Here is a 23,177-nt window from a genome sequence, read left to right on the forward strand (position 1 = left end):
ATAGAATGGTCTACTATAACTCACACGCATCCCCCCACTTGCATTATATACTATCTCATTTGCAGCGAACTTCAAGTCTGAGAATATTTTCCTCAATAATCTCCGGTTTATCAGCATTACCCTTACCTGAATTCAAAAAGGGAATGCTCTCAATGGCTTACACCAAGCACTCCCTCTCATTTATACTATTAGTTACCTAAATCTCCTATACCTGCTGCGCAAACAGATGTAATTCTTCTTTTAAATAGCGTCCCGTAACACTAGCTGGATTCGCACTAATTTGGCTAGGCGTTCCCACAGCCACTACCTGGCCGCCATTAATTCCGCCGCCGGGCCCCATATCAATCACATAATCAGCATTGGCAATCAAGTCAAGATCGTGTTCAATGGCAATCACGGTGGCTCCCTGTGAAATGAGTTGATCGAAGACCTTTACCAGTTGTTGGATATCTAAGGGATGTAGACCCACCGTCGGCTCATCAAAAATAAACAAAGTGCCGTTTTGTCGTTTACCAATTCGTGATACCAATTTTAATCGCTGAGCTTCGCCTCCCGATAAAGCGGGGGTGCTTTCTCCTAATAATAGATAGCCCAGCCCCATATCGTGGAGCGCCTGCAAGGTCTGGCTGATCGCCTTTTCTGTCGCAAAAATTGGCAAGGCTTCATCCACGGACAAGGCTAAAATATCGGCAATACTATATCCTTGCCACTTCACCGCTAGGGTCTCACGATTGTACCGCTGCCCTTGGCATTGCGGACAAACTTCGGTAATATCCGGTAAGTACTGCACATCTAATGAGATTTGACCGGTTCCATTACACAGTGGACAGGCCCCTGCTTTAACATTGTATGAAAACCGGCTATTCGTATATCCATGTGCTTGGGCCGCCGGCGTTGCCGCAAATAATTTGCGTAAATGATCTAGCATATCTGTATAGGTTGCCACCGTTGAGCGCACATTCTTACCCACGGGAACTGAGTCAACCGTCACGATATGGCGAATCTTCCCCCGTTCAAGCTGGCGAACATGGGTTGGCAACGGGTGATGCGCAACCTCAGCCTCAATTGCTGGAATCAAACTGTCTAGGACTAACGTTGTTTTTCCAGCACCACTCATCCCCGTCACCGTGGTCAACCGGTTCTTAGGAAAGGCCACTGACACATCGTTGATATTAAATCGGTCCGCTACCTCAATAGCCAGCCGCCCCTTGGCCCATAAGTCAGTTGAACTCAGCGTAGGGCGTTCCCGTAACTGTGCTCGTCCCGTTAAAAATGGTGCAATTAACGATTGCGCACTGCTTTTGATCTCAGCAACCGTTCCTTGATCCACAACTGTACCGCCCAACTTACCTGCTTGGGGACCAATTTCAATGACATGATCTGCCGCACTAATGATCCGGGTGTCATGATCCACGACCACCACTGAATTTCCCTGAGCAACCAACTCATGGAAGGCCTTAATAAGCCCCGTCACGTTAGCCGGATGTAGTCCAACAGACGGTTCATCCAGGACGTACAGAACTCCCGTCGTTGCGCTTCGCAACGTTCTGCCCAGTTGAATACGCTGAAGTTCACCCGTTGACAACGTGGCTCCTGGTCGACTTAACGTCAAGTAATCTAACCCCAAATCAACGAGGGGCTGTAGACTAGCTAGCAACTCGTCAATCAACTCCGTCCCCATCGATTGCATGGTAGGAGGTAACCACGCCACCACCGTGTTGGCAAAAGTACGTAACTGGTTAATTGGCAAGTCACACACTTCTGCCAGATTACGCCCATTGAGCTGCTGTTTTAATCGTTCCGGATTGAGACGTGTGCCTTGACAGGTCGGACAAGTGTCAAACGTATAAAATTTGTTAAGCTTCGCTATTGTTCGTTCATTTTTAGTTGTCGCTAGACTATCTTCAACCGCTGCAAAGGCATTTTCATAAACAGCATTATCCATGTGAAAAATTTTGCCTTTGCTACTGGGAATATTCACGGCAACGGTTTGCTTGGCACCATGTAAAACGCGCTGTTTGTCCGCCGCACTCAATTCCCGATACGGCACATCGATTGGAATTCCAATCGCATCCGCCACCGTTGGCATGAAATTTCGGCCAGGTAAATGCCAAGATGCCACAGCCCCCTGCCGTAAGGTTAGCGTGTCATCAGCGATTAACAAACTGGCATCTAACTGGCGAACTTCTCCCAAACCACCACAGGTTGGACAAGCCCCATCTGAATTAAAAGCAAAATCCTCTGCTCCTGGTGCACGGAAACGAACGCCACAAGTTGGACAGACTACGTAGCCATCATTCTCAGCGGCATCTAGGGTTGGTGGCACTTGATGCCCGTTAGGACAAACTGGCGATCCCAACCGAGAAAAAACGAGTCGCAGAATATTTAAACTTTCGGACATCGTGCCGACTGTGGACCGGACTCCTGGAACTTGTGGGCGTTGCCGTAACGCTAAGGCTGATGGTAAATATTCGACTGAATCCACAGCTGCCTTCCCCATTTGATTGATCCGCCGCCGGGTGAAGGTTGATAATGCGTTAAGGTAGCGGCGCGCTCCTTCCGCATATAAGACGCCCATCGCCAATGATGATTTTCCAGAGCCGCTGCGTCCGGTAATCGCCACGAACTCATTGAGTGGGACGTCGACGTCCATATTTTTTAAATTATTCACCCGTGCGCCACGCACTTTAATTTCTGCTGGTAACTGAGTTGCCACTACTCATAACCCCTTTCTTAACTACACTGATACCCTTCACTATACCACGAATCAAAAAGAGGGAGTCCCGCAGTTCTCTGCTTAACTTGCTGACCGAAAGCAGATTTAAAAGTATCCGTAATAGCTTTATTAAGCTAACGGAAAGTCCCGTACTAAAAGGCAAATGTGAAGTGCAACATAAAAGTTAGACAAAAGTAAATATTTATTACGCTGCTAAGGTATGTTCTCGATATTCACACGGGGACATACCTTTTGTTTTTGATGAGATTCGTTGGTAATTGAACCAATTAACATATTCTAAGGAAACTGCTTTTAGTTCGGCTAAATCTTTACAGGGTGGGAATCCAGTCAGGCATTCGGTCTTATAAAGGTGAAAAAAGCTTTCAATTGGAGCATTATCATGACAGTTTCCCTTACGGGACATACTTTGAATGAATTCATGTTCGGATAATTTTTTCATGTAGTAATCTAATTGGTAATGCCATCCTTGATCGGAATGAATGATGGGTTGGACATTACTTGGTAACTTACTGATCAGCTCATCAACGGTCTTAGTTATTAGAATACGATTGGGACTGTTGCTAATTTGAAACGCTAGGATTTCCTTACTGGCCTCGTCGGTGATCGCTGAGATATAAGCCCATTTGTGGTTCCCTAAGCGAATTTGCGTAACATCTGTATGGAGTACCGTATAAGGCTTGGCTTGGTTAAAGTTTTGTTCCAAGAGGTTTTCAGCGACTTTACCAATGGTACCCTTATAGGAGGAATACTTACCGTTCTTGTGCCGATTATAAAGACTCACTTGTACGCCCAATTCAGCCATTAGTCGGCGGACAACCGCATCTGCGATATGGACATCAAGCTTAATTAGTTCATCTTGAACCCGCCGGTAACCGTAGGTTAACCGACCGCGGCACTTACCATCTTCAGTGATCTTTTTGACTTTTATTTTGATGTCGGCATATTTATCAGTATGATTTTTGATTCGTTTACGTTCATCATGATACGTGGCTTTCTTAAGACCAATGGCACTAAGTATGTCGCCAATTTTATAACGTTGGTTCTTAGGTAGCTTGACTTGATCCGCCCTGATCTGATCCACTATTTCGGTTTTTTGACGTCCTTTGAAGGTCCGAACAGGGTCATTGATTTTTTTAAGATATCATTCTCCAATTTTGTGGCATAGAGTTCTTGATTCTTTTTGGCGAGTTCGTTTCGTAAACGCTCAAGTTCACTTTGTTTTTCTAATTGACGAATCTGTTTTTTAGAACGTTTCATTTTAGTTGGCCTACCTTTGGGATGGGGTCCTAAACCAGAGTAGCCGTCTCGAATAAACGTTTTTCGCCAAGTACAGATTTGACAGGCTAAAACATTGTATTTTCCGGCAACTTCGGCTAAAGACTCATCATGAGTTTGGTAGTAGTTTATCACATTCCATTTGAATTCTGCCGAGAACTTACGCTTAGTTTTGTGCCGCTTAAGTGTTTCAATGCCGTTCAAACGATACTGTTGAAGCCACCGATTAACTTATCGCTTGGGTAATTGATGGTTTCTTGCTAGTTCCGCTCCGGAAGTACCGTCGTTGAGATGTTCATTTATAATTTGGGCTTTTAAAACAGAATTATATTTAACCATGAAAAAAGTACCTCACAATCGTTAGACTTCTTTGTCTAACAATTATGAAGCACTTCAATGCTTCTAAGCTTTTCGTTTTTTGATTGTAAAAAAGAACACCGCTAAACGTTGATTTAGCAGTGTTCCTCTTTTATTACTATTATGCCCCGAGCAGGATTCGAACCTGTACTTGATCTCTCAAACAGCGACCTGAACGCTGCGCGTCTGCCAGTTCCGCCATCGGGGCAACTCAACAACAAATAATATATTACACTAAGACTGCATAAAAGGGAAGCCCTTTATTCAGTTTTTTTTACGTCTGGAAACCTCACCGCTGTGCCATACCCGTGAACGACTAAAAATTTAGGTGCTACATTCATACGTACGACTTCGGTATTAAACCGCACTTCGATTAGCCCATCCGCTTGATTCTCTTGTGCTTGCTTCATTAACTGCTGCTTAACCTCTTCAAATAATCCGTCAAACAGAGAAAATTCATCTGGCTTTTCCGACCGTAACATTGTGCTAGCCGTCGCCGTTAAAATTCCTTGAATGGCATGCGTTCGATTCAAACCACCCGTCGTCATAAACATTTACTGCCACGCCCTTTCATTTTTTGCTGCCATTGACGCCAACACCAAAATAGAATTGCACCAATCACTATTCCGGTGGCATTGGTTAAGACATCATTTACATCAACCCATCTTCCCAGACCAAGTAACCAATTTCCCAGCGCTTGACCGGCTTCTAAGGTTAGCCCTGTGAGTATCCCCGCTAACACCCATTGGGGCCAACGCAACCGCGGCCAGTTCCAGGCTAATAGTCCGCCTTGTGGCACGGTCATGACAATATTCAGCCAAAAGGATGTATCAACACTTGCTGGTTGTAAGGGACGTATTACCCAAATGCCACCAGCCCACCAATGAGTCGTAATTCCACCAACCGCACTCCCAAAGTTCAGCGTGACTGGTGTCCACGTTAAGGTTGTTAATAACCACCAGCCCAACCACCACCAACAACGTCGATACTGTCGGTTAAAAAGCGCGCGCACAATTAGGCTACCCCAAAGTAGGCTAACCACAATGTAAAATAACCATCTCACTCACTTCATCCCCTTGTCCTCTAGTATACCGACTCCGTTTATCAGGAACAATCCCATATTTGCAATATATCAGTTTGTTTTCTGCCCTCAGATGAACTATTTTAAAAGTCTACTTGCACAGCAAGCTAAGCGGTTACACAATACTAAAAATGGTGGTTTTATCATTAGATAACATTTCACATTGTGATTATTAGGCCGCCGTTTAAACTTGTATCTAGCCACTTTCTTATAAGTTCTTCACTAAACAGGCTTTAAATTTATTAAAGTTCTGCTATACTTATGGTTATACGATTAAGTATCTAAGCTATTGGCAATTGTAATATTATTTTGGTATTGTGCTTCGTCACAATCGAACATGATTACTGTCTGTTATATCAGCTGGTCATTAAATTACAATGTCCCCAAGTTCTCGATATGGCTGATATGTCCGGCCATCTCATCACAATGAATTTACCTAAACACATTAAGGAAAAATAACCTTAATGGTTTTTACTTGTAAACAACAATTCAATTGTATACAATACTCTGAAAGTCATTTAAAAGGAGGTCTGTGCCATGACTAAAGTGACACCGATTTTGCTAGACGAACAACTCTGCTTCTCCATCTATTCTGCTAGCAAAAAGTTTAATCATTTCTACCAGAGTGCCTTGGCACCTTTTGGGTTAACCTATCCGCAATACATTGCCATGCTGGTTCTTTGGGAGGATGCGCCATTAACCGTCCACCAATTAGGGGACCGTTTGGAACTTGATAGTGGAACCCTGACCCCGCTTCTGAAACGATTAGAAAAACAAGGTTGGGTTACTCGAGTCCGAAGCCAAACTGATGAACGCCAAGTGCTAATTCACTTGACCGACATGGCAGCGGCTAAGCGTGACGAGGTTTATACGCGTATCGGTCAATGCCAAACGTTGTTGGGAATGTCCGACAAAGAAATTGATCAAATGATGACTGAACTGGTCACCGTGAAGTCACAGTTAGACCACGTCAGCCAAGAGCGCATGATTGCTAAACAAGTCGATCAAGATTAATATTTTTTATAAAAAGACAGCACGGACGATATTGTCAGTGCTGTCTTTTTACTATTTAAGTGTCAATAACATGAGTCCCACTGCAACTAGGTTATTAAACCCGTGAAGTAGGATGCTACTCTGTAATTTACCCGTTCGCCGATACACATAGGCCAGGGTTCCTCCCATTACCGCATATAAAAGCCAACTGATTGGATTAGAACTGGCATGGGGAATCGAAAAAGCAATCCCGCTCACAACAATTGATAACCAGAAAGATCTGGGGGCAAAACAGCCATCAATTAACAGCCCCCGAAAGGTTAACTCCTCGATAATTGGTGACCCCAATACTGCCGTCAAACTCAGTAGAATCATCGTTAAACTACTCCGCCCCATCAAAGTCCCAATGGCTTGATTGTTCGCCGTACTAGTTTGATGGTACAGCACACTAGTCAAACCACTTAAAATAAACTCTGACAAGATGATAAACCCATAGCCTTTGACCATTTGTACCCAATCTTGCCCAGTCAACCGTTGCCAATTAACTGGATGAATCTGGCGATAGCGCCAAAAACCAATCAGGGCCGTGATCACAAACCCAGCCAGATAAATACCACTCCATAAAACACGATGCAACAATGAGCCATGATTTAATTGTAGCAATGGCAATTGAACCACCGATATTAGAATCACCATCCCGATAACCCATAGCCAACTGCCAAAGCCACCTATTTTAATCCGTTGTTGTGTCACCTTGTCCACCCTCTCAGCATTGTTTCCTCGCTTAACTAACCGGTTCAAAGTTCTCTAATCGCCTCATGGCTGAACGATCAACCGTCTCATTAAATACCTTCACCAAAATATTTACTTTTTAATAGCAATTTCTTAATAAATACGTTACTATAAAGTTGCGGATGAGTTTGAACTAACCTTCAACTTATGCGTGAGGCTTCTGTCCTCATTCAACAGACAGATTTCATTTTACTCCCCCAAAGTAGATGAAATTTTTTACAACATAATCCCCCAATTATGTTGTAACCTTACTCTTTGGCCATTGCGACTTATCGTAATGGCTTTTTTTGTGCTTCCTCATCACCAACGGCCGTCTCATCCTCTAAAAGTATTGGCGATCGGGGCCATAAAAACCAGTACAGACCAAGATTAACGAGCGTACTAACGATCAATCCCGTTAAACCAATCATGATATCCCAGCCAAAAGCCACGTTCCACGTGAGCATCCCCCACAAGGTACCGCCAATCAGACCACCAGTTAGTAAAACCATCAACAATGACGTTAAAATTTTCACAGCCAGAATGCCCCTTCGTTAAGTAATCATGTACAAATGTTACCACGTTTCTTCAAATTATCGAAGTAAATTCGGCTAATAGCTGTATTCCTAACTGGAAACGATTACAATGAAGGTGTCTTTTAAATTTAACTGAAGGAGTGACTCATATGACCAGTGTTCTCGTAACTGCCCCCATTCCTCAGGCGGCGCTAAACATCTTGCGCCAAGCCAACTTAGACGTAGATTGCTATAATGGCCACGGCCTGATCACCAAGGCTGAATTGTTAAAACGTGTTGTGGGTAAGGATTATCTGATTACCCCACTATCCACTCAGGTCGATCGTGACATCATTGATGCCGATCCACAACTAAAGTTGATTGCAAATTATGGCGCCGGTTTCAATAATATTGATGCCGACTATGCCCGGTCACGACAAATTCCCGTGACGAACACCCCGAAAGTCTCGACTGTCTCAACCGCTGAGGTGACTGCCGGTCTCATCATCGCTTTAACTCACCGCCTTGTTGAGGGTGACCGATTGATGCGCGATCAAGGGTTTGATGGCTGGTCACCCCTATTCTTCTTGGGTCATGAACTAGCGGGCAAGACTTTGGGCATTCTCGGTATGGGCCAAATTGGGCAGGCAGTCGCCAAACGCTTAGCTGCTTTTGATATGAAAATTATCTACACGCAACGCCATCCTCTCGATGCGACCACCGCGCAGGCCTTACATGCCCAACAGGTGCCATTAACTGACTTAGTTGCGCAAAGTGACATTTTAACCATTCATTGTCCTTTCACGCCAGAGACGCATCATTTATTAGGAGCTGCCGAATTTAAGGCCATGAAAGATTCCGCTTATTTAATTAATGCGGCCCGAGGTTCCATTATCGATGAAGCCGCCCTGTTGACAGCTCTCCAACAGGGACAGTTAGCTGGCGCTGCTTTGGATGTTTATGAAGCCGAACCGCACGTTGACGCCGGCTTCAAAGCATTGGACAATGTCATTTTAACGCCCCACGTTGGTAACGCAACCGTGGAAGCACGTGACGCTATGGCTACGATTGTTGCCAAGAATGCGGTTCGCGTGGATCAGGGACAGGCCCCCTTATACATTGTTAACCCTTAAACGTCAGTAACACTCAAGTTCACAGCTTGAGTGTTTTTTTATGGATCAAAGGCGTGATGACTACAAATACTGCAATCGGTTGCAATATTGTCAAATCAACCTTTATCAACAAAATTATTTTAACCAAAATCGGAAGAATTAATTGCTTATTCAATCTGGGTAGCCTAAGATTAGTCTTGAAAGAATACGCTATCATTTAGCAGAAAGGATGATCTCAAATTGAACTTAATTTCATTGCATGTCTTGGATGACGCTTTAGCCGTCAGCTACCAACCCACTAATCCCGATGAACGGCGACGTTTTACGATCGCCTACAATTCTGATCAAACTATTGGCGAAAACCTTGAGAATTTGCGGTTGAAATTAGCTGGTTTAGACGTCGATGCCGCCGTAATTGATAATGCACTCAGTTACCCATTTTCAGATACCGTGGTGGGCATTAATCACCAACGGATTGATTTAGGCCTCGCGATTACCAACATGTTAAATGTTCCCGCTGTCAGTTCCCAAGCCGTGCAGCAACAAGGACTCACCGCTGCACTGACCGCTAAACGCGACTATTTAACCTGGCACCTTGACTATTATGGTCAGTACCAAGGTAAACGTAACTATGGTCAAGAGGCTATGCTCACCGTCGGCAACGGTTTTATCGGGCTTCGTGGTGCTTATACAGAAGCTCACGCCGATGCCGACAATTATCCGGGCATGTATACGGCTGGCCTGTATGACCAGTTAACCACCAATCTCAATGGTCGCAACGTAACAAATGAAGACTTGGTTAACTTACCTAACGCTCAGGCCTTATCCTTTGGTGTTGATCATCAAAATCCTTTTCAGATTAAGGCTGCTGATATCCAAGATATTTATCGTAGTCTTGATCTGCATACTGGGACGCTAACCACCACCATGCTTGTCCAACTCCCTACCGGTCATGCCCTCCGAATTGAAACTAAAAAACTGGCTAACTTCAAAGATTGGCACCGTTTAGCCATCCAATACCGGATCACTCCTTTAAATTTTGCGGGAAGTCTGCAAATTTACTCTGCGATTGATGGTCGGGTAATCAATGCGAATGTCGACCGCTATAATGCCTTTAATCAACGACATTTACGCATCACAGGAACCAGTCAGCAAACCGACTCAATGTTCTTAGAGGGGCAAACAACTACCTCAGCTGTCAAGTTCGTTCTAGGGTCCCGATTAACTGGTCCAGGAACGGCGCTCACCCCGCAAAACCATGATCGCCCAGACGCCGATCAACAAGTGCGCCAGATGCAGTCGCTTGACGTTCAACCCCAACACACCTATACGTTTGAAAAAAATATTGTGCTCTATACCGCTCGCGAAACAACTGGTGACCTTTTAGCTGCAACGCAAGCCGATTTGGCCCAGGCCAGTTTTGAGAATACGCATAAGAGTAGCACCACTTATTGGCAACATCGCTGGGATATTGCGGATATTCAACTCTCGGGTGATATGACAGCCCAAAAATTAATCCGAGTCAATCTGTACCATCTATTCTCAGCAACGCAGGCCATCGCTTCTGGTAAAATTGATGCCTCAATTAACGCCCGTGGGCTAGACGGTGAAGCCTATCGGGGACATGTCTTTTGGGACGAAATGTTTGACCTGCCGCTACTGACACTATATGATCCGCAACTTGTGCGGCAACTGCTGATGTATCGTTATCGTCGGCTACCCGCTGCCAAAAAGAACGCCCATGAGGCCGGATTTGCTGGTGCCATGTTCCCATGGCAGTCCGGTGCAACTGGAGATGAACAGTCCCAGGTAGTTCACTTGAATCCCCTGACCAATACGTGGGACCCCGACTATTCATCTTTGCAACGCCACGTGTCATTAGCCGTTGCTTACAATGTTATTATGTATGACCGAATTTCTGGTGACCATACCTTCTTGGTACAATATGGTTTAGAAATGCTGCAAGAAATTGCACAATTTTGGCTCAGTAAGGCCCACCGGAATGCGCCCGATCAACGATACACAATTGATCAAGTCATGGGACCGGATGAATTTCACGAAAACTATCCAAACGCGCACAGCCGAGGATTAGCCAATAACGCATACACCAATCTAATGGTTGCCTGGTTATTTCGCGAACTGAAGGTCCTTCGGCAGCAGTGCCAACCCGACCAATTGGCAGCCATTGACCAGAAAACGGGCGTGACTCCGCAAATTCTCGACCAATTTGCAGACGTTGCCCAGCACTTGAAACTCGACATTAACGAGGACGGCATTATCGGGCAATTTGCTGGTTACTTCAAGCTTCCCCAGTTAGATTTCCAGAAGTATCGGCAAAAATACGGAGATATTTCCCGAATGGATCGCATCTTGAAGGCCGAAGGAAAGACGCCTGATGCCTACCAAGTGGCTAAGCAAGCCGATGCCCTTATGATTTTCTACAACTTAGATGTTCCACAGGTCATGACGCTGCTTCAGCAATTGGGTTACCAGCTTCCCACAGGTGCGTTAACTAAGAATCTACAATTCTATTTGGATCGAACAACCCATGGGTCTACCCTATCGCGGGTTGTCTACGCCGCATTAACGGCGATGGCAGGGCACTTGGATCGTTCTTGGCAATTCTATTCTCAAGCACTGTTGTCCGATTACTACGACATTCAAGGCGGGACAACAGCCGAAGGTATTCACCTAGGCGTCATGGGGGCGGTAACGTTAATGACTATGCGGTATTATGCCGGGGTCGATGCGCTAGCCGATCACCTGACGGTTGCCCCTCGCCTGCCCCATGCTTGGACAGCCATTGCGTTTAAGCAATGCATTCGTGGCATCACCTATGCCTTTAGCATTGACCATCACCACATTACCGTGACGGCCGACCAGGCAACCACCCTTCAAATTCAGCAACAATCTGTTTCACTAAAACCACACGTTTCAACCACCATAACTTATTAAGGAGTGCTTAGCATGACAAAGTTTTCTGATATTAAAGGATTTGTTTTTGATCTCGACGGTGTGATTACGGATACTTCCATTCTTCATGGTAAGGCCTGGCATCAGCTCGCCGATTCCCTAGGTGTTACTTGGAGTGATGAACTGGGCAATGGTCTTAAAGGGATTAGTCGCATGGATTCCTTGGAAATGATTCTGAAGGCTGGTGGTAAGGAAAACGACTATACCCAGGCTGAAAAAGAGCAGTTAGCCACTCAGAAAAACACCAACTATGTCGCTGAAGTCGACAAGATGACGCCCGCTAATATTTTACCAGGGATGAAAGCTTTTCTTGATGATCTACGCGCCAAAGGCTACCAGCTCTCATTGGCCTCTGCTTCTAAGAACGCCCCCCGCGTATTAGCTAAGTTGGAATTGGCCGACTACTTCCCAAAGATTGTCGACCCAGCTAGTTTAACTCATGGTAAGCCAGATCCTGAGATCTATACCAAAGGGGCTGAGCTATTAAACTTGCCACCCGAACAATGTATCGGCGTTGAAGATGCCGCTGCTGGTGTGGCCGCGATTAATGCCGCCGGTGAAATTTCCTTAGGCATTGGTGATGCCACCGAATTAGGTGCCGCGGATATGGTCTTTGCGGACACGGCCGATGTGACCTTAGCCAACATTGCGGCTAAGTTAGACTAAATTCATCAATACAAAAAGGGATTGAGCAAATCGCTCAGTCCCTTTTTGTGTGTTCTATTGAATTAAACCAAAGTGGCGAAGTCCGCGAACAATTCCATCCGTGGTATTTGTAGTAGTCACATATGCTGCTTTTTCTTTAGCAGCAGCCACCCCATTCCCCATCGAAATAGGAACATCAACTTCGTCAAACATTTGCAGGTCATTATACCCATCCCCAAAGGCATAAGTCTTAATCCCCTGTAGTCCGGCCTGTTGAATTAAGGTTCGAATCCCTGACTGCTTCGTCACGCCATTGACCATCGTATCCAAACACCGTGGATTATTTCGCACAAAAGTTAACTGGCCTGAAAACTTCTCTTGATAAAGCTGGTCATGGTCGCGATTAAATACATTTAAAAAGTTAATTTGCTGAGTTGCATACCACGCTGGATCAACGATCGGATGCAGCCGTAACAACTGAAAGTTTTCTGTCGTATCAGCATTGGCCTGACTCAAACGGAAGCCCTGACTCGTATAGTACGCAATCGGATCATGCTGGCGTTGCGCAAATGCTGTTACTGCTGTCAATAACTTGGGCGCAATTACCGCTGCGGCTAATCGCTGACCTTGATACTGTACATAACTGCCATTAGCACCGACTACGGAATCAATTCCAGTACCGTCCAAAACATATTGTATCTCAAAGATGTTTCTTCCTGTGGCAATAACTGGTAGAATATGATGTTGTTGCATTTCATGAATGGCTGCGACACTTGCCGGTAAGACGTGCTTGTTATCGTCAAATAGCGTGCTATCCAGATCAAAAAAGACGATGGCTTGATACATAATTAGCCTCCTAGTTCACTGGTTTTGACAGATTCATTATACAACAATGACCAAAGTTTACGAAATGGCGAAATTTTTTTGCTCAGCAAATGTAGTAGTTGGCAATTTTATGGTACACTATATCTTGTATTTCTATTTAAAAGAGGGGCTATCATGGTGATAATTACAGCAGGAATGATTGGTGTTGGTAAAACAACACTTACTGGAAAGATTGCATCGCATTTAGGTACGCAAGCATTTTTTGAACCGGTTGGCGATAACCCGGTTTTACCACTTTACTACCGAGATCCCAAACAATACGGCTTCTTACTGCAAATTTACTTTTTAAATAAGCGTTTTAGCATGATCAAACGTGCACTGGCCGATGACAACAACGTCTTAGACCGTTCAATTTACGAAGACGCCCTCTTCACGCGGGAGAATAACGCCGAAGGTAACATCACAGATACAGAACTAGAAGTTTATTTGAATCTGTTAGACAACATGATGAATGAACTCAATGAGTTACCTAAAAAGGCACCTGATTTGTTAGTCTACGCAGACGCTGACTTTGATACAATCTTACATCGGATCAAGAAACGTGGTCGGGATTACGAACAATTTGACAATAATCCTGAACTAGAATCTTACTATAAAAAGATGTGGACTGCTTATCAAGGCTGGTTCGCAGATTACGACGTTAGTCCTAAGATCAAAATTGACCTTCAAAAATACGACCTTGATGTTCCCGGTAATACAGAACTTGTTTTGGGGCAAATCGATGATGCTTTAAAAGGTCTTCGTACTAGCACGGCCGTTTAAACATAAAAAAAGAGCTGTGAAATCATCATAGATTTCACAGTTCTTTTTTAGTGTTCAGCCGTTTCAGATGGTAATAAAATAATCTGACTATCACCATCATCATACGCCAAAACTGTAGCCGGCAATTCAGGAGTGTACCCGAACTGTGTGTCAAATCCGGCTCGCAATGTCACCTCTTGGTCATCATCAGTTTGGACGTATTCAAAAGTCGTTTGTCCTTGGTTATTATGCAACTTAAATGTTAGCAAATTTGCCAACGGGAAAAGTCCCTGGAGGTCGTCATCAATAATCTGCCAAACAGCATCAATCATCTCACCTGGTAAGGCCGCCACCGTGCCGTAACTCGCATAGCGGGCATGATTACTTTCAAACATCTTATCGCCTCCATCTACCGTTATTTATAGCTATTATACCGTAACTTAGTTTAAAACGGGAATAATTTAGCTCTTAATGCTCAGTAACCCGCTGAGTATTCTTACGATCAAGCCAATTTACCATGAACGATATCACAATCAATCCAGCACCCGCAATAAAGATGACATGCAGTCCTTGGTATAAAATACCGTGAAGCGTCGGCAAGAGCGCCTGAGGCAAGTCCTTAGCCGTCTGCGGATTAATCAGTTGATTCATCATCGCCATCGTTGTTTTGGGGTGTTGCGCCACCCCGCGGGCCATCTCGACATTCATGATGATGCCGAACAGTGAGACCATCACCGTTTGCCCTAATGTCCGCGATAAAGTATTAAATGACGTTGCCACACCAACCTCATCGACAGGCACCTGACTCTGTACCGTCACCGTAGTGGTCGTAATGGTAATCCCAAAACCAGTACCACAGATTGCAGCAATCACAAAGAAACACCAAAACGGCGTATTTGCTGGCAATAAAGCCATTGTTACAGCACCAATTAGAACCAGCGTCAGGGCAATATTAACAATTTGATTAGGCGAGCGCCGCATAAGAAGCTTACCAGCGATAAAGGACCCGACAATCCACATCAGTGAACTGGGTGTAATAGCAAACCCCGCCTGTGACGCCAACAGACCTAATAGGCCTTGCGTCCACGTCGGTAAATAGACTTCAAATCCCATGATAAAACCACTTAATAAGGCCGCAATTAAGTTTTGAATGACAAACGTTCGATTCCGAAAAAGGGCTAATGGAATCAACGGGTCATCGGTGCGTTGCTCCCGTCGTAAAAATAGCCAAAACGCCACAATCGTGACCAGAAAGCCAGCTATAATCCAGACGATCCCTAAGTTACTCTCACTCAACAACTGGAAGGTTAACATCAACGCTAATAGCCCAACCGATAGCCATAAGCACCCTGCCCAGTCCATCATAAAGGGTTTCCGCTGCGTTGATTCATTCAGGAAAAACCAAATCAATAGCATCGTGATAATCCCAATTGGAATATTAATGAAAAAGATCCAGTGCCAGCTAAGTTGATCAACGATGAAGCCCCCTAATAGTGGGGCCACAACGGCAGCAATGCCCCAAGCAGACCCGTTCAGGCCCATCACACGGGCCCGTTGTTCAACGGGATAAATATCCGCTAAGATCGTAAAAGAGACTGGCATAATGGCACCCGCACCAATCCCTTGAAGAGCTCGCCAAGCAATTAATGTCTCCATTGATTGCGACATTCCGGACAAGGTTGAGCCTAAAATGAACACAAATAGACCGACTAGAAAGACAAGCTTTCGACCGACCGTATCCGCTAACTTGCCATAGATTGGCGTTGCCAATGCACTAGTCAGCAGAAAAATAGAAAATACCCAGTTCATCAAGGCAACCCCATGCAGGTCACCAACAATGGTGGGCATGGCCGTTGAAACGATTGTTCCTTCAATTGCTGACATAAATGTCGCTACAAAAACAGCACCCGTTACAACACCAACGTTAGTTTGTTTCTTAACCATAATTTCCTCCTAACGTTGGCCCCACCACTCAACGAATCTAAGTAGCCAATTGCTGCTACTTCCCAATTTCTGATTTACAGTAATGTCCTAATTATCACGGCTAGCTTCATAAATATCAAGAGGGAAGCTCATCTTTTTTAGCCAGCACGACGAAAAACGGCTAGACCGCTCAACCGAGCGTCTAACCGTCTAATTTTTAACTTATTTACTTGCAAGCAGCCTTCAAAGCATCTACCTTATCAGTATGTTCCCAAGGCAAATCAATGTCGGTTCGGCCAAAGTGACCATAAGCCGCCGTTTGCTTGTAGATTGGCCGCTTTAAGTCCAACATTTGGATAATTCCAGCTGGCCGTAAATCAAACAGATCACGAACAGCCGCTGCTAATTTCGCTTCAGCAACTGTGCCAGTCCCAAACGTATTAACGTATACGGAAACGGGTTCAGCCACCCCAATGGCGTAAGCAATTTGAACTTCACACTTCTGGGCTAATTCAGCTGCCACGATGTTTTTGGCAATGTAGCGAGCAGCATAGCTGGCGGACCGGTCAACCTTCGTCGCGTCCTTACCAGAAAAGGCCCCACCACCATGACGAGCGGCACCACCATACGTGTCAACAATAATCTTACGGCCAGTCAAGCCAGCATCCCCTTGCGGACCACCGATGACGAATCGACCAGTTGGATTAATGAAGTACTTCGTTTGATCATCCAACAAGTCAGCCGGAATAGTTGGCTTAATAACTTGTTCAATGACATCTTGGCGAATACGATCCAACGTAACGTCTGGATCATGCTGAGTACTAAGAACAACCGTGTCCACGCGTAAGGGTTGATCATTATCATCATATTCAACCGTTACTTCAGCTTTGGCGTCTGGACGTAGGTAATCTAAAACGGCTTGCTTACGAAGCATCGCAATCCGTCGCATCAAAGCATGGCTCAATTCGATTGGTAACGGCATCAATTCAGGTGTTTCATTAACCGCGTACCCAAACATTAATCCTTGATCACCAGCGCCAATCTGATCTAACGGATCAGCATCACCTTCCCGGGTTTCTAAGGAATCATCGACCCCTTGGGCAATATCGGGTGATTGTTCGTCGATCGCCACGAGAACGGCACAGTTGTCGCCGTCAAACCCGTATTGACCATCCGTATAACCAATCTCTTTAATCGTCTGCCGAACCACTTTTTGAATATCAACGTAAGCCTTCGTTGAAATTTCACCGAAAACTAAAACCAAGCCTGTCGTGACTGACGTCTCACAAGCCACTCGAGAATCTGGATCTTGCGCCAATAATGCGTCTAAAATGGCATCACTAATTTGATCAGCGATCTTATCAGGATGGCCTTCAGAAACGGATTCTGACGTAAATAAATGTCTTTCTTGCAATGGATATTCCCCCTAGATATAGTAGACGGCAAGTTGACCGATAATCTCGTCGCCATTCGGTTACAAGGCAGCTTCACTAGCATGTGAATCCTATCGGGAATTGACTCATAACTCAAGAATTTTACCACAAAATCAGTTGACTTAAAAGGAAGTGCCAGAAAAATCTGAAAGAACCGTTGACCGCACCACAAATAATCACTAATATAAAAAGCAACACTATAACCAATTGAATGGAGCGATTCCATGACCACGCTCATGGCCTTCTTAAAAAATCGAACAGTCCAGCAACTTGTTATCTTCACAGTGTGTCAAAATAGTCTTTGGTGGCTTGCCAGTTCCACCGTCAATACAGGAAGTCCATTAACGACGCTCGTTAAAATCTACCTAGTAGTATATGGCGGCCTGCTGGCAGCGGGAATCTTTTTAATTTTAAATCACCAATTTCGATCACGAATTGGACCAGTTCTCGTCGTTGCAGCTGTGACTATGGGGTTCCTAGCAGCTCCCAATGTCCATTTAGTGCAACTTTTTGCCCTACTCCTCTGTCTTTTCTTAGTTCTCGTCTGTATCCCACAATTAGGCTTGCAGTCCATCTACGGGCTCATTGTTTTTAGCTGCTTAGCCGGTTATGGTGTCCCAGTCATTCTTTTCTTTCTCCGAAACCACTACTTGGCACTTCAGTTTTTAGTCTTGTTATTGCCCCTAGTTGCCAGCTACCTAGTTTTCTTCGAACCTTACTATCTACCCGCCGAACGTGATTGGCGCTTAACGTTAATTTCTCCGATAATTCTGCTTATTATTATGGGAGGAATCGCGTTCTCTTGGCGAGTACTTGTGGTTATGCTGATTGTGGGCGGTCATTGGTGGTTACAACCTCGATTAAATGCACGCTACCGCCTAATAGCATCGGGATGCTTACAATTAATCGCTGGCCTATTTATTTTGCTCTAGAACATTGCTTGTTTTTTAAAGTTTAGCAAAACCCTGGTTTGTGACTACCGTTCTCAAAATAAACCATGCTAGAATGAGACATCAATTCATAAATGGAGGAACTTTTATGACCACCATCAAGGTGATTGGTGACATTCTTAGCGGTAACTACCAACCCACACTCACAGGTAATCGCATTGTTGACGCCAGCTTAATTGACCATTTTTGCCAGAATTTAGCAGCCACGCTTCACTTACCACCAATCGCAGTGACAGCAGAACATCATTGGAATTTCAAGGTAGATCCGACTGTTCTTTATCTAGTTGATCAACGAATCATACAAGTCACCGATCGTCTACTGGAACACCATAACGTTATAGCCGTGACCCATTCTGATCTGCTTCGTGGTCAAGTGACACTTGCACAAAACCAATTACAATCTAAGCATCTGATCAACACCAATAAAAAAGATGTCCAATCATTTAGTTAAGATTGAACGTCTTTTTTATTTCCTGAATTAAGTAAAATCTTTAATTCGTAATAGATTGCCTCGAATCCACAGTGTATGGTCATTCAGTTCTTGTTGGAGCAACATGAGGCCATCTACTAACGGGATCTGCTCATTGGCATCAAAGAACTCTGTTTTACTGACATATAAGCGCTGGTTGTAGATGTCAAAAGTTCGGCGAATGCGATACCCTAACTTACCATAAGTTACCGTCTCTACCGCTGTCCCCTGCTCCACTTGCCAGTGGGATACCCGCTGAAGCTCATCTAACGAATAGCATCGTTTTTGATGGGTCTGCCGATCCCAAATCTCAAGATGATAGGTTGTTGCCAATGACTCGCGTAAAAAGTAACCGACTGTATCGAAAAAATTAAGCCGAAAGTGAGTTAAGTCACTCACGTCCAGATAAAATAACCGTTTTTGCTGATAGTGATCTAACGGCGTTTGCAGGTCGTGTTCAATCTGTCGCGTAATTGCTTGATAGGATTGGCGTAGTTCAAGAAATTGATCAATTAATTTTCTTTCTTTCGTGCCAATCGTTTCAGGTGTCATATCGCCCTTAAGATCATCTTTACTCATTCACTAAATCTTCCTTTCAACGGTGATTCTTGGTTTCAATCAACCGTAAAGCCACTTTAACATACAAGAAATAAAATTAATACCCATTATAATCAATATTATATAAAATCTATAATTATCAGTTAAATGACGCTCAAATGGCAAACTTGCATTTTATCAATAAAATCAGTATATTGAAGTTAATTTATAGCGAGGAGGAAGCTTGAATGAATACTGATCTGTTAGTCACAACGACTGAACATATTCCGGGAAAAGAATATGAGGTTATCGGTGAGGTCTTTGGCCTAACTACCCAATCAAAAAATGTCTTACGTAATATGGGTGCCGCTTTAAAAAATGTGGTGGGTGGTGAAATCAAAGATTATACGAAAATGTTAGACGAAGCTCGTAATATTTCTGTGGATCGATTACGAAAAAATGCCCATGATATGGGAGCAGATGCCGTGGTGATGATGCGTTTCGATTCCGGTTCAATTGGCACAGATATGCAATCAGTGGCTGCATACGGGACTGCTGTTAAATATGTGTAATTTCCTTTAAAAATGTGATTGTTACGCCTCAATAGTTCGTTACACTCAACTAAATAGTTTTCAAAAAACTGACGCTGTGATTGGCAATAATCACAGCGTCAGTTTTTTTAAAATTAATTTTCGATATTAGACGCATCTATTCATAATGGGGCTTGACCACAAGCATCAACATGTAACGCTTTAATACCACACAATAAGCAATCTGGGATATATTATATCCACTTAAAAAAAACTGTCCCCTAGCTTTTATCCACAATCCTCTGAATGGCTGTCAACCATCTCTGCTAACCGTCCTATACTAACCATAGTCAATAAGATAGCAAGCAATTAAAAAAGTGATTATTCGGATTTTAAGAAAGTGGGTATTCGCAATGTTAACAAAAATTGGCAAATGGACTATTTTAATGATCGCCACCATCGTATTAACCATTTCAACTTGTGGCACAACCATTTTTGCCGCTGCAACAGCTGCTAAGACGCCTAGTTGGGGTAGTTGGGACGACACAACAATTACATACAAAACGGAGAATACATCGTCTTACTACCAAAGCATTTGGAAAAATGCTGTTAAGCGTTGGAATAAAGTTGGCGTGGTTAAATTAAAGGCTGCCACTACCGGTGAAAAAGCGGATATCACCTTGACCTCTTCTGCTTCCTTAAGTACACAAGGCGGAAAACTGGCTGGTTACACAAACTATTCTTACTACAAAAAGAGTGGCAACGATCAAATCGTTTCTGCAAAGTCTACTTTAAACCGGAGCTTATTAAGCAAGTACGATTATACTAAAAATCAGCGCACTAATGTGGCAACGCATGAAATTGGTCATGCCTTAGGTTTAAGCCACTCTGCAAGCAAGAAGAGTGTGATGTACGCCTCAGATCGTTATGCTTCCATTGATTATCAAGATAAAGTAGCTTTGAACAATGCGTACAACAACTAGTAAATCTTATTGCTAACATTGACGAATACCTATAAATCCCCTAGCTGAATAGCTGGGGGATTTTTTCATCAAGCGGATGATTTCACCTACTAATCTTATGCTATAATCAAATTGACAAAAACTTATTGAGGTATTAGTGGGTCCGTTTACGCCAAACCTGATAAGCATGTGTTGATGCTTTAAGTTTTTAAATGATACGGTCCCTAGTGATCTCGATAAAGAAAGGCGGTTACCCCCATGACGACAACTGGTAATGTTATTTTAGTACCGATCGACCATTCAGCCATTACTTCCACATTAGTCACCTATGCAGCAAAAATGGCAACAGCCAGCCATAAAACTCTATACTTTATCTACGTAATTGATCCATCACGTTATACGTCACGCTTTCAATCATTTGACTTACAGACACAAATTGACCGGGAAAAAGCTTTGGCGGCTTATAACTTGGAAAACGTGGTTAATGATGCCCATCACCTAACCCAGGCCCCGGTTATTAACTCAATCATTTGTGGTGACCCGAGAAGGATTATCGTCCGTCTATCCAACCTCAATAACGTTATTGAGACGGTCATTGGTGCTCAAGGAAAAGACGCCGATCGTTATACCCGAATTGGCCATGTAACTCGCTATGTTAGTAGTTGGTCACAGCATAACGTGACAATCGTCAAGGCCCACCAACCACAGCCGCATCGTGCGCCTTAACGCCTTAAGTAAGGGGCGTATACATTACCAATCAGCCACATATATGCTCTGGTGCCTTGATTCCCTATCACTACTACACTTGAATCTAACTTTTTACATGCTGATCTGCGTATGGCTACATATCAGAAGCCCAATTAGGCCTCAGCTGAATAAATTCTCATGCTATTTTTGATGTTGACGAATAGTGTCCGTCAACATCATTTTTGTGCAGCGGCCTCCTAATCCAGTGAACATTTATTATCAACCACTAACAGGTAATTGCTTAGTCAACAGCTTTCTTCGTAAATAAACTAGACTCTCGCAACAAACCCTACAATCTCCGAACCCGTTAACAAAGGATTACAAAAAAGTCATCGCCGATTGCGATGACTTCTGAGATGAAGCTTCTTATACCGGAGGTGGGGTTCGAACCCACACGTCCTCAACGGACACTGGATTTTGAGTCCAGCGCGTCTGCCAGTTCCGCCACTCCGGCAAAAAATAACTCATGATTGGATACACCCAGTCAAAGGTGGTAATCGGATTCGAACCGACGATAAAGGTTTTGCAGACCTCTGCCTTACCACTTGGCTATACCACCATAATCGCCTATCCAATCTGATTGGACCAGCTAAATAAAACAAGATGCCCAATCTAGGGCGGTATGTGGGAATCGAACCCACGCGTGCCGGAACCACAATCCGGTGTGTTAACCCCTTCACCAATACCGCCATAACATTACAACAGGGATAGTAGGAGTTGAACCCACATCGACGGTTTTGGAGACCGTTGTTCTACCATTGAACTATATCCCTATGATGGTGGGGAGTGGATTCGAACCACCGAACCCGAAGGAGCGGATTTACAGTCCGCCGCGTTTAGCCAGACTTCGCTACCCCACCATAATGGCGCGGGACGGAATCGAACCGCCGACACATGGAGCTTCAATCCATTGCTCTACCGACTGAGCTACCGAGCCATTTACCATCATGTAATGCTTGTTGTATTAAATTAATAACATAACAACGGTCCGTACGAGACTCGAACTCGTGATCTCCTGCGTGACAGGCAGGCGTCCTAAACCAACTAGACCAACGGACCATAATATTATTATGTCATATGGAGGATACAGGGCTCGAACCTGTGACCCTCTGCTTGTAAGGCAGACGCTCTCCCAACTGAGCTAATCCTCCAAAATGACCCGTACGGGATTCGAACCCATGTTACCGCCGTGAAAGGGCGGTGTCTTAAACCACTTGACCAACGGGTCATACTATTCCAAACGGAGAGTGAGGGATTCGAACCCTCGAAACAGGTTAGTACCCGTTTACAGCATTTCCAATGCTGCTCCTTCAGCCACTCGGACAACTCTCCATTACAAAGCTCCGGCAGGCGGGCTCGAACCGTCGACAACCTGATTAACAGTCAGGTGCTCTACCAACTGAGCTATGCCGGAATAATCGCGTGGCAACGTCCTATCCTCGCAGGGGGCGATCCCCCAACTACTATCGGCGTGCTGAAGCTTAACTTCTGTGTTCGGCATGGGAACAGGTGTATCCTTCAGGCTATCGCCACCACACTAT

Annotated in this window: 22 protein-coding genes, 12 tRNA genes, 1 rRNA gene and 1 riboswitch; of the genes, 10 read left to right on the forward strand and 25 right to left on the reverse strand. The window is 44.3% G+C overall.

What is annotated here, in order from left to right:
* Nucleotides 1-205: 205 nt before the first annotated feature.
* From ACP4IT_RS04255 to ACP4IT_RS04280, 6 genes are all read right to left on the reverse strand, one after another.
* Nucleotides 206-2,653 (reverse strand): ATP-binding cassette domain-containing protein, encoded by a 2,448-nt coding sequence (locus ACP4IT_RS04255; RefSeq protein ID WP_225350038.1) that lies wholly within the window; start codon nucleotides 2,651-2,653, stop codon nucleotides 206-208.
* Nucleotides 2,654-2,921: 268 nt separating this feature from the next.
* Nucleotides 2,922-3,818, reverse strand: a complete 897-nt coding sequence (locus ACP4IT_RS04260) for an IS3 family transposase (protein WP_015473802.1) — start codon at nucleotides 3,816-3,818, stop codon at nucleotides 2,922-2,924.
* Nucleotides 3,818-4,216, reverse strand: coding sequence for a transposase (locus ACP4IT_RS04265; protein ID WP_259030819.1), 399 nt, complete (start codon nucleotides 4,214-4,216; stop codon nucleotides 3,818-3,820). Before ACP4IT_RS04265 ends, ACP4IT_RS04260 begins: the two co-directional genes overlap by 1 nt.
* 277 nt (nucleotides 4,217-4,493) lie before the next feature.
* A tRNA-Leu gene (locus ACP4IT_RS04270) sits at nucleotides 4,494-4,577 on the reverse strand.
* Nucleotides 4,578-4,629: 52 nt separating this feature from the next.
* The gene (locus ACP4IT_RS04275; protein ID WP_011668232.1) at nucleotides 4,630-4,923 is read right to left on the reverse strand and encodes a heavy metal-binding domain-containing protein; all 294 of its coding nucleotides are present in this window, start codon (nucleotides 4,921-4,923) and stop codon (nucleotides 4,630-4,632) included.
* Nucleotides 4,914-5,432: a VanZ family protein gene (locus ACP4IT_RS04280; RefSeq protein WP_015473929.1), complete on the reverse strand. Its 519-nt coding sequence runs from the start codon at nucleotides 5,430-5,432 to the stop codon at nucleotides 4,914-4,916. The genes ACP4IT_RS04275 and ACP4IT_RS04280 overlap by 10 nt, the downstream gene beginning before the upstream one ends.
* A 555-nt stretch (nucleotides 5,433-5,987) precedes the next feature.
* Here ACP4IT_RS04280 and ACP4IT_RS04285 point away from each other — a divergent pair.
* Nucleotides 5,988-6,464, forward strand: coding sequence for a MarR family winged helix-turn-helix transcriptional regulator (locus tag ACP4IT_RS04285; protein WP_011668234.1), 477 nt, complete (start codon nucleotides 5,988-5,990; stop codon nucleotides 6,462-6,464).
* A gap of 51 nt (nucleotides 6,465-6,515) precedes the next feature.
* Here ACP4IT_RS04285 and ACP4IT_RS04290 read toward each other — a convergent pair whose 3' ends face one another.
* Both ACP4IT_RS04290 and ACP4IT_RS04295 read right to left on the reverse strand, forming a co-directional pair.
* The gene (locus tag ACP4IT_RS04290; protein WP_011668235.1) at nucleotides 6,516-7,196 is read right to left on the reverse strand and encodes a CPBP family intramembrane glutamic endopeptidase; all 681 of its coding nucleotides are present in this window, start codon (nucleotides 7,194-7,196) and stop codon (nucleotides 6,516-6,518) included.
* 308 nt (nucleotides 7,197-7,504) lie between these two features.
* Nucleotides 7,505-7,750, reverse strand: coding sequence for a hypothetical protein (locus ACP4IT_RS04295; RefSeq protein WP_011668236.1), 246 nt, complete (start codon nucleotides 7,748-7,750; stop codon nucleotides 7,505-7,507).
* Between the two features lie 149 nt (nucleotides 7,751-7,899).
* Between ACP4IT_RS04295 and ACP4IT_RS04300 the strand changes: the two genes are divergently transcribed.
* The 3 genes from ACP4IT_RS04300 (at nucleotide 7,900) to pgmB (ending at nucleotide 12,480) form a co-directional block, all read left to right on the forward strand.
* A complete protein-coding gene (locus ACP4IT_RS04300; RefSeq protein ID WP_011668237.1) occupies nucleotides 7,900-8,862 on the forward strand; it encodes a 2-hydroxyacid dehydrogenase family protein in 963 nt (320 codons plus the stop codon).
* Between the two features lie 219 nt (nucleotides 8,863-9,081).
* Entirely contained in the window at nucleotides 9,082-11,796 is a 2,715-nt protein-coding gene (locus ACP4IT_RS04305; protein ID WP_011668238.1) for a glycoside hydrolase family 65 protein, read from the forward strand.
* 12 nt (nucleotides 11,797-11,808) lie between these two features.
* Nucleotides 11,809-12,480, forward strand: a complete 672-nt coding sequence (gene pgmB, locus ACP4IT_RS04310; RefSeq protein ID WP_011668239.1) for a beta-phosphoglucomutase — start codon at nucleotides 11,809-11,811, stop codon at nucleotides 12,478-12,480.
* Between the two features lie 54 nt (nucleotides 12,481-12,534).
* Here the strand turns inward: pgmB and ACP4IT_RS04315 are convergent, their stop codons facing one another.
* Nucleotides 12,535-13,305 carry a Cof-type HAD-IIB family hydrolase gene (locus tag ACP4IT_RS04315; RefSeq protein WP_011668240.1) on the reverse strand — a complete coding sequence of 257 codons (771 nt, stop codon included), beginning with the start codon at nucleotides 13,303-13,305 and terminating at the stop codon, nucleotides 12,535-12,537.
* Nucleotides 13,306-13,458: 153 nt separating this feature from the next.
* Between ACP4IT_RS04315 and ACP4IT_RS04320 the strand changes: the two genes are divergently transcribed.
* On the forward strand, nucleotides 13,459-14,106 hold the full coding sequence (locus ACP4IT_RS04320; protein ID WP_011668241.1) for a deoxynucleoside kinase: 648 nt from the start codon (nucleotides 13,459-13,461) through the stop codon (nucleotides 14,104-14,106).
* 47 nt (nucleotides 14,107-14,153) lie between these two features.
* Here ACP4IT_RS04320 and ACP4IT_RS04325 read toward each other — a convergent pair whose 3' ends face one another.
* The 3 genes from ACP4IT_RS04325 to metK all read right to left on the reverse strand — a co-directional run bounded on the left by ACP4IT_RS04325 (nucleotide 14,154) and on the right by metK (nucleotide 17,422).
* Nucleotides 14,154-14,480 (reverse strand): DUF960 domain-containing protein, encoded by a 327-nt coding sequence (locus ACP4IT_RS04325; RefSeq protein WP_011668242.1) that lies wholly within the window; start codon nucleotides 14,478-14,480, stop codon nucleotides 14,154-14,156.
* 73 nt (nucleotides 14,481-14,553) lie between these two features.
* The gene (locus tag ACP4IT_RS04330; protein ID WP_011668243.1) at nucleotides 14,554-16,029 is read right to left on the reverse strand and encodes an MDR family MFS transporter; all 1,476 of its coding nucleotides are present in this window, start codon (nucleotides 16,027-16,029) and stop codon (nucleotides 14,554-14,556) included.
* 205 nt (nucleotides 16,030-16,234) lie between these two features.
* Nucleotides 16,235-17,422 carry a methionine adenosyltransferase gene (gene metK, locus ACP4IT_RS04335; RefSeq protein ID WP_015473935.1) on the reverse strand — a complete coding sequence of 396 codons (1,188 nt, stop codon included), beginning with the start codon at nucleotides 17,420-17,422 and terminating at the stop codon, nucleotides 16,235-16,237.
* Nucleotides 17,420-17,538: riboswitch (SMK box riboswitch) on the reverse strand. It overlaps the preceding gene by 3 nt.
* Nucleotides 17,539-17,665: 127 nt before the next feature.
* Here metK and ACP4IT_RS04340 point away from each other — a divergent pair.
* Nucleotides 17,666-18,373, forward strand: coding sequence for a hypothetical protein (locus ACP4IT_RS04340; protein WP_011668245.1), 708 nt, complete (start codon nucleotides 17,666-17,668; stop codon nucleotides 18,371-18,373).
* Between the two features lie 106 nt (nucleotides 18,374-18,479).
* A complete protein-coding gene (locus tag ACP4IT_RS04345; protein ID WP_011668246.1) occupies nucleotides 18,480-18,842 on the forward strand; it encodes a hypothetical protein in 363 nt (120 codons plus the stop codon).
* A 27-nt stretch (nucleotides 18,843-18,869) separates the two neighbouring features.
* Here the strand turns inward: ACP4IT_RS04345 and ACP4IT_RS04350 are convergent, their stop codons facing one another.
* On the reverse strand, nucleotides 18,870-19,439 hold the full coding sequence (locus ACP4IT_RS04350) for a hypothetical protein (protein ID WP_011668247.1): 570 nt from the start codon (nucleotides 19,437-19,439) through the stop codon (nucleotides 18,870-18,872).
* 206 nt (nucleotides 19,440-19,645) lie between these two features.
* On the opposite strand from ACP4IT_RS04350, the gene ACP4IT_RS04355 reads away from it, so the two are divergent.
* The 3 genes from ACP4IT_RS04355 (at nucleotide 19,646) to ACP4IT_RS04365 (ending at nucleotide 21,615) form a co-directional block, all read left to right on the forward strand.
* Nucleotides 19,646-19,969: a heavy metal-binding domain-containing protein gene (locus ACP4IT_RS04355; RefSeq protein WP_139560135.1), complete on the forward strand. Its 324-nt coding sequence runs from the start codon at nucleotides 19,646-19,648 to the stop codon at nucleotides 19,967-19,969.
* 371 nt (nucleotides 19,970-20,340) lie between these two features.
* Complete coding sequence (locus ACP4IT_RS04360) at nucleotides 20,341-20,910, forward strand: matrixin family metalloprotease (protein WP_011668249.1); 570 nt, start codon at nucleotides 20,341-20,343, stop codon at nucleotides 20,908-20,910.
* Between the two features lie 237 nt (nucleotides 20,911-21,147).
* A complete protein-coding gene (locus tag ACP4IT_RS04365; protein WP_011668250.1) occupies nucleotides 21,148-21,615 on the forward strand; it encodes a universal stress protein in 468 nt (155 codons plus the stop codon).
* 390 nt (nucleotides 21,616-22,005) lie between these two features.
* Here ACP4IT_RS04365 and ACP4IT_RS04370 read toward each other — a convergent pair.
* The 12 genes from ACP4IT_RS04370 to rrf form a co-directional block, all read right to left on the reverse strand.
* Nucleotides 22,006-22,090: transfer RNA gene (locus tag ACP4IT_RS04370), tRNA-Leu, on the reverse strand.
* Nucleotides 22,091-22,124: 34 nt separating this feature from the next.
* Nucleotides 22,125-22,195: transfer RNA gene (locus tag ACP4IT_RS04375), tRNA-Cys, on the reverse strand.
* Between the two features lie 57 nt (nucleotides 22,196-22,252).
* A tRNA-His gene (locus ACP4IT_RS04380) sits at nucleotides 22,253-22,325 on the reverse strand.
* Nucleotides 22,326-22,338: 13 nt separating this feature from the next.
* Nucleotides 22,339-22,409, reverse strand: a tRNA-Trp gene (locus tag ACP4IT_RS04385).
* Nucleotides 22,410-22,413: 4 nt separating this feature from the next.
* Nucleotides 22,414-22,496: transfer RNA gene (locus ACP4IT_RS04390), tRNA-Tyr, on the reverse strand.
* A gap of 4 nt (nucleotides 22,497-22,500) precedes the next feature.
* Nucleotides 22,501-22,573 (reverse strand) — tRNA-Phe (locus ACP4IT_RS04395).
* Nucleotides 22,574-22,620: 47 nt separating this feature from the next.
* Nucleotides 22,621-22,695: transfer RNA gene (locus tag ACP4IT_RS04400), tRNA-Asp, on the reverse strand.
* Nucleotides 22,696-22,714: 19 nt separating this feature from the next.
* Nucleotides 22,715-22,787, reverse strand: a tRNA-Val gene (locus ACP4IT_RS04405).
* A gap of 4 nt (nucleotides 22,788-22,791) precedes the next feature.
* Nucleotides 22,792-22,864 (reverse strand) — tRNA-Glu (locus ACP4IT_RS04410).
* 13 nt (nucleotides 22,865-22,877) lie between these two features.
* Nucleotides 22,878-22,968 (reverse strand) — tRNA-Ser (locus tag ACP4IT_RS04415).
* A 9-nt stretch (nucleotides 22,969-22,977) separates the two neighbouring features.
* Nucleotides 22,978-23,050: transfer RNA gene (locus ACP4IT_RS04420), tRNA-Asn, on the reverse strand.
* A 6-nt stretch (nucleotides 23,051-23,056) separates the two neighbouring features.
* Nucleotides 23,057-23,173 (reverse strand): 5S ribosomal RNA (gene rrf / locus ACP4IT_RS04425).
* Nucleotides 23,174-23,177 lie beyond the last annotated feature (4 nt).

Origin of the sequence: Levilactobacillus sp. LN180102 (assembly GCF_050106635.1) — a bacterium.
GTDB classification, from domain to species: Bacteria; Bacillota; Bacilli; order Lactobacillales; family Lactobacillaceae; genus Levilactobacillus; species Levilactobacillus brevis.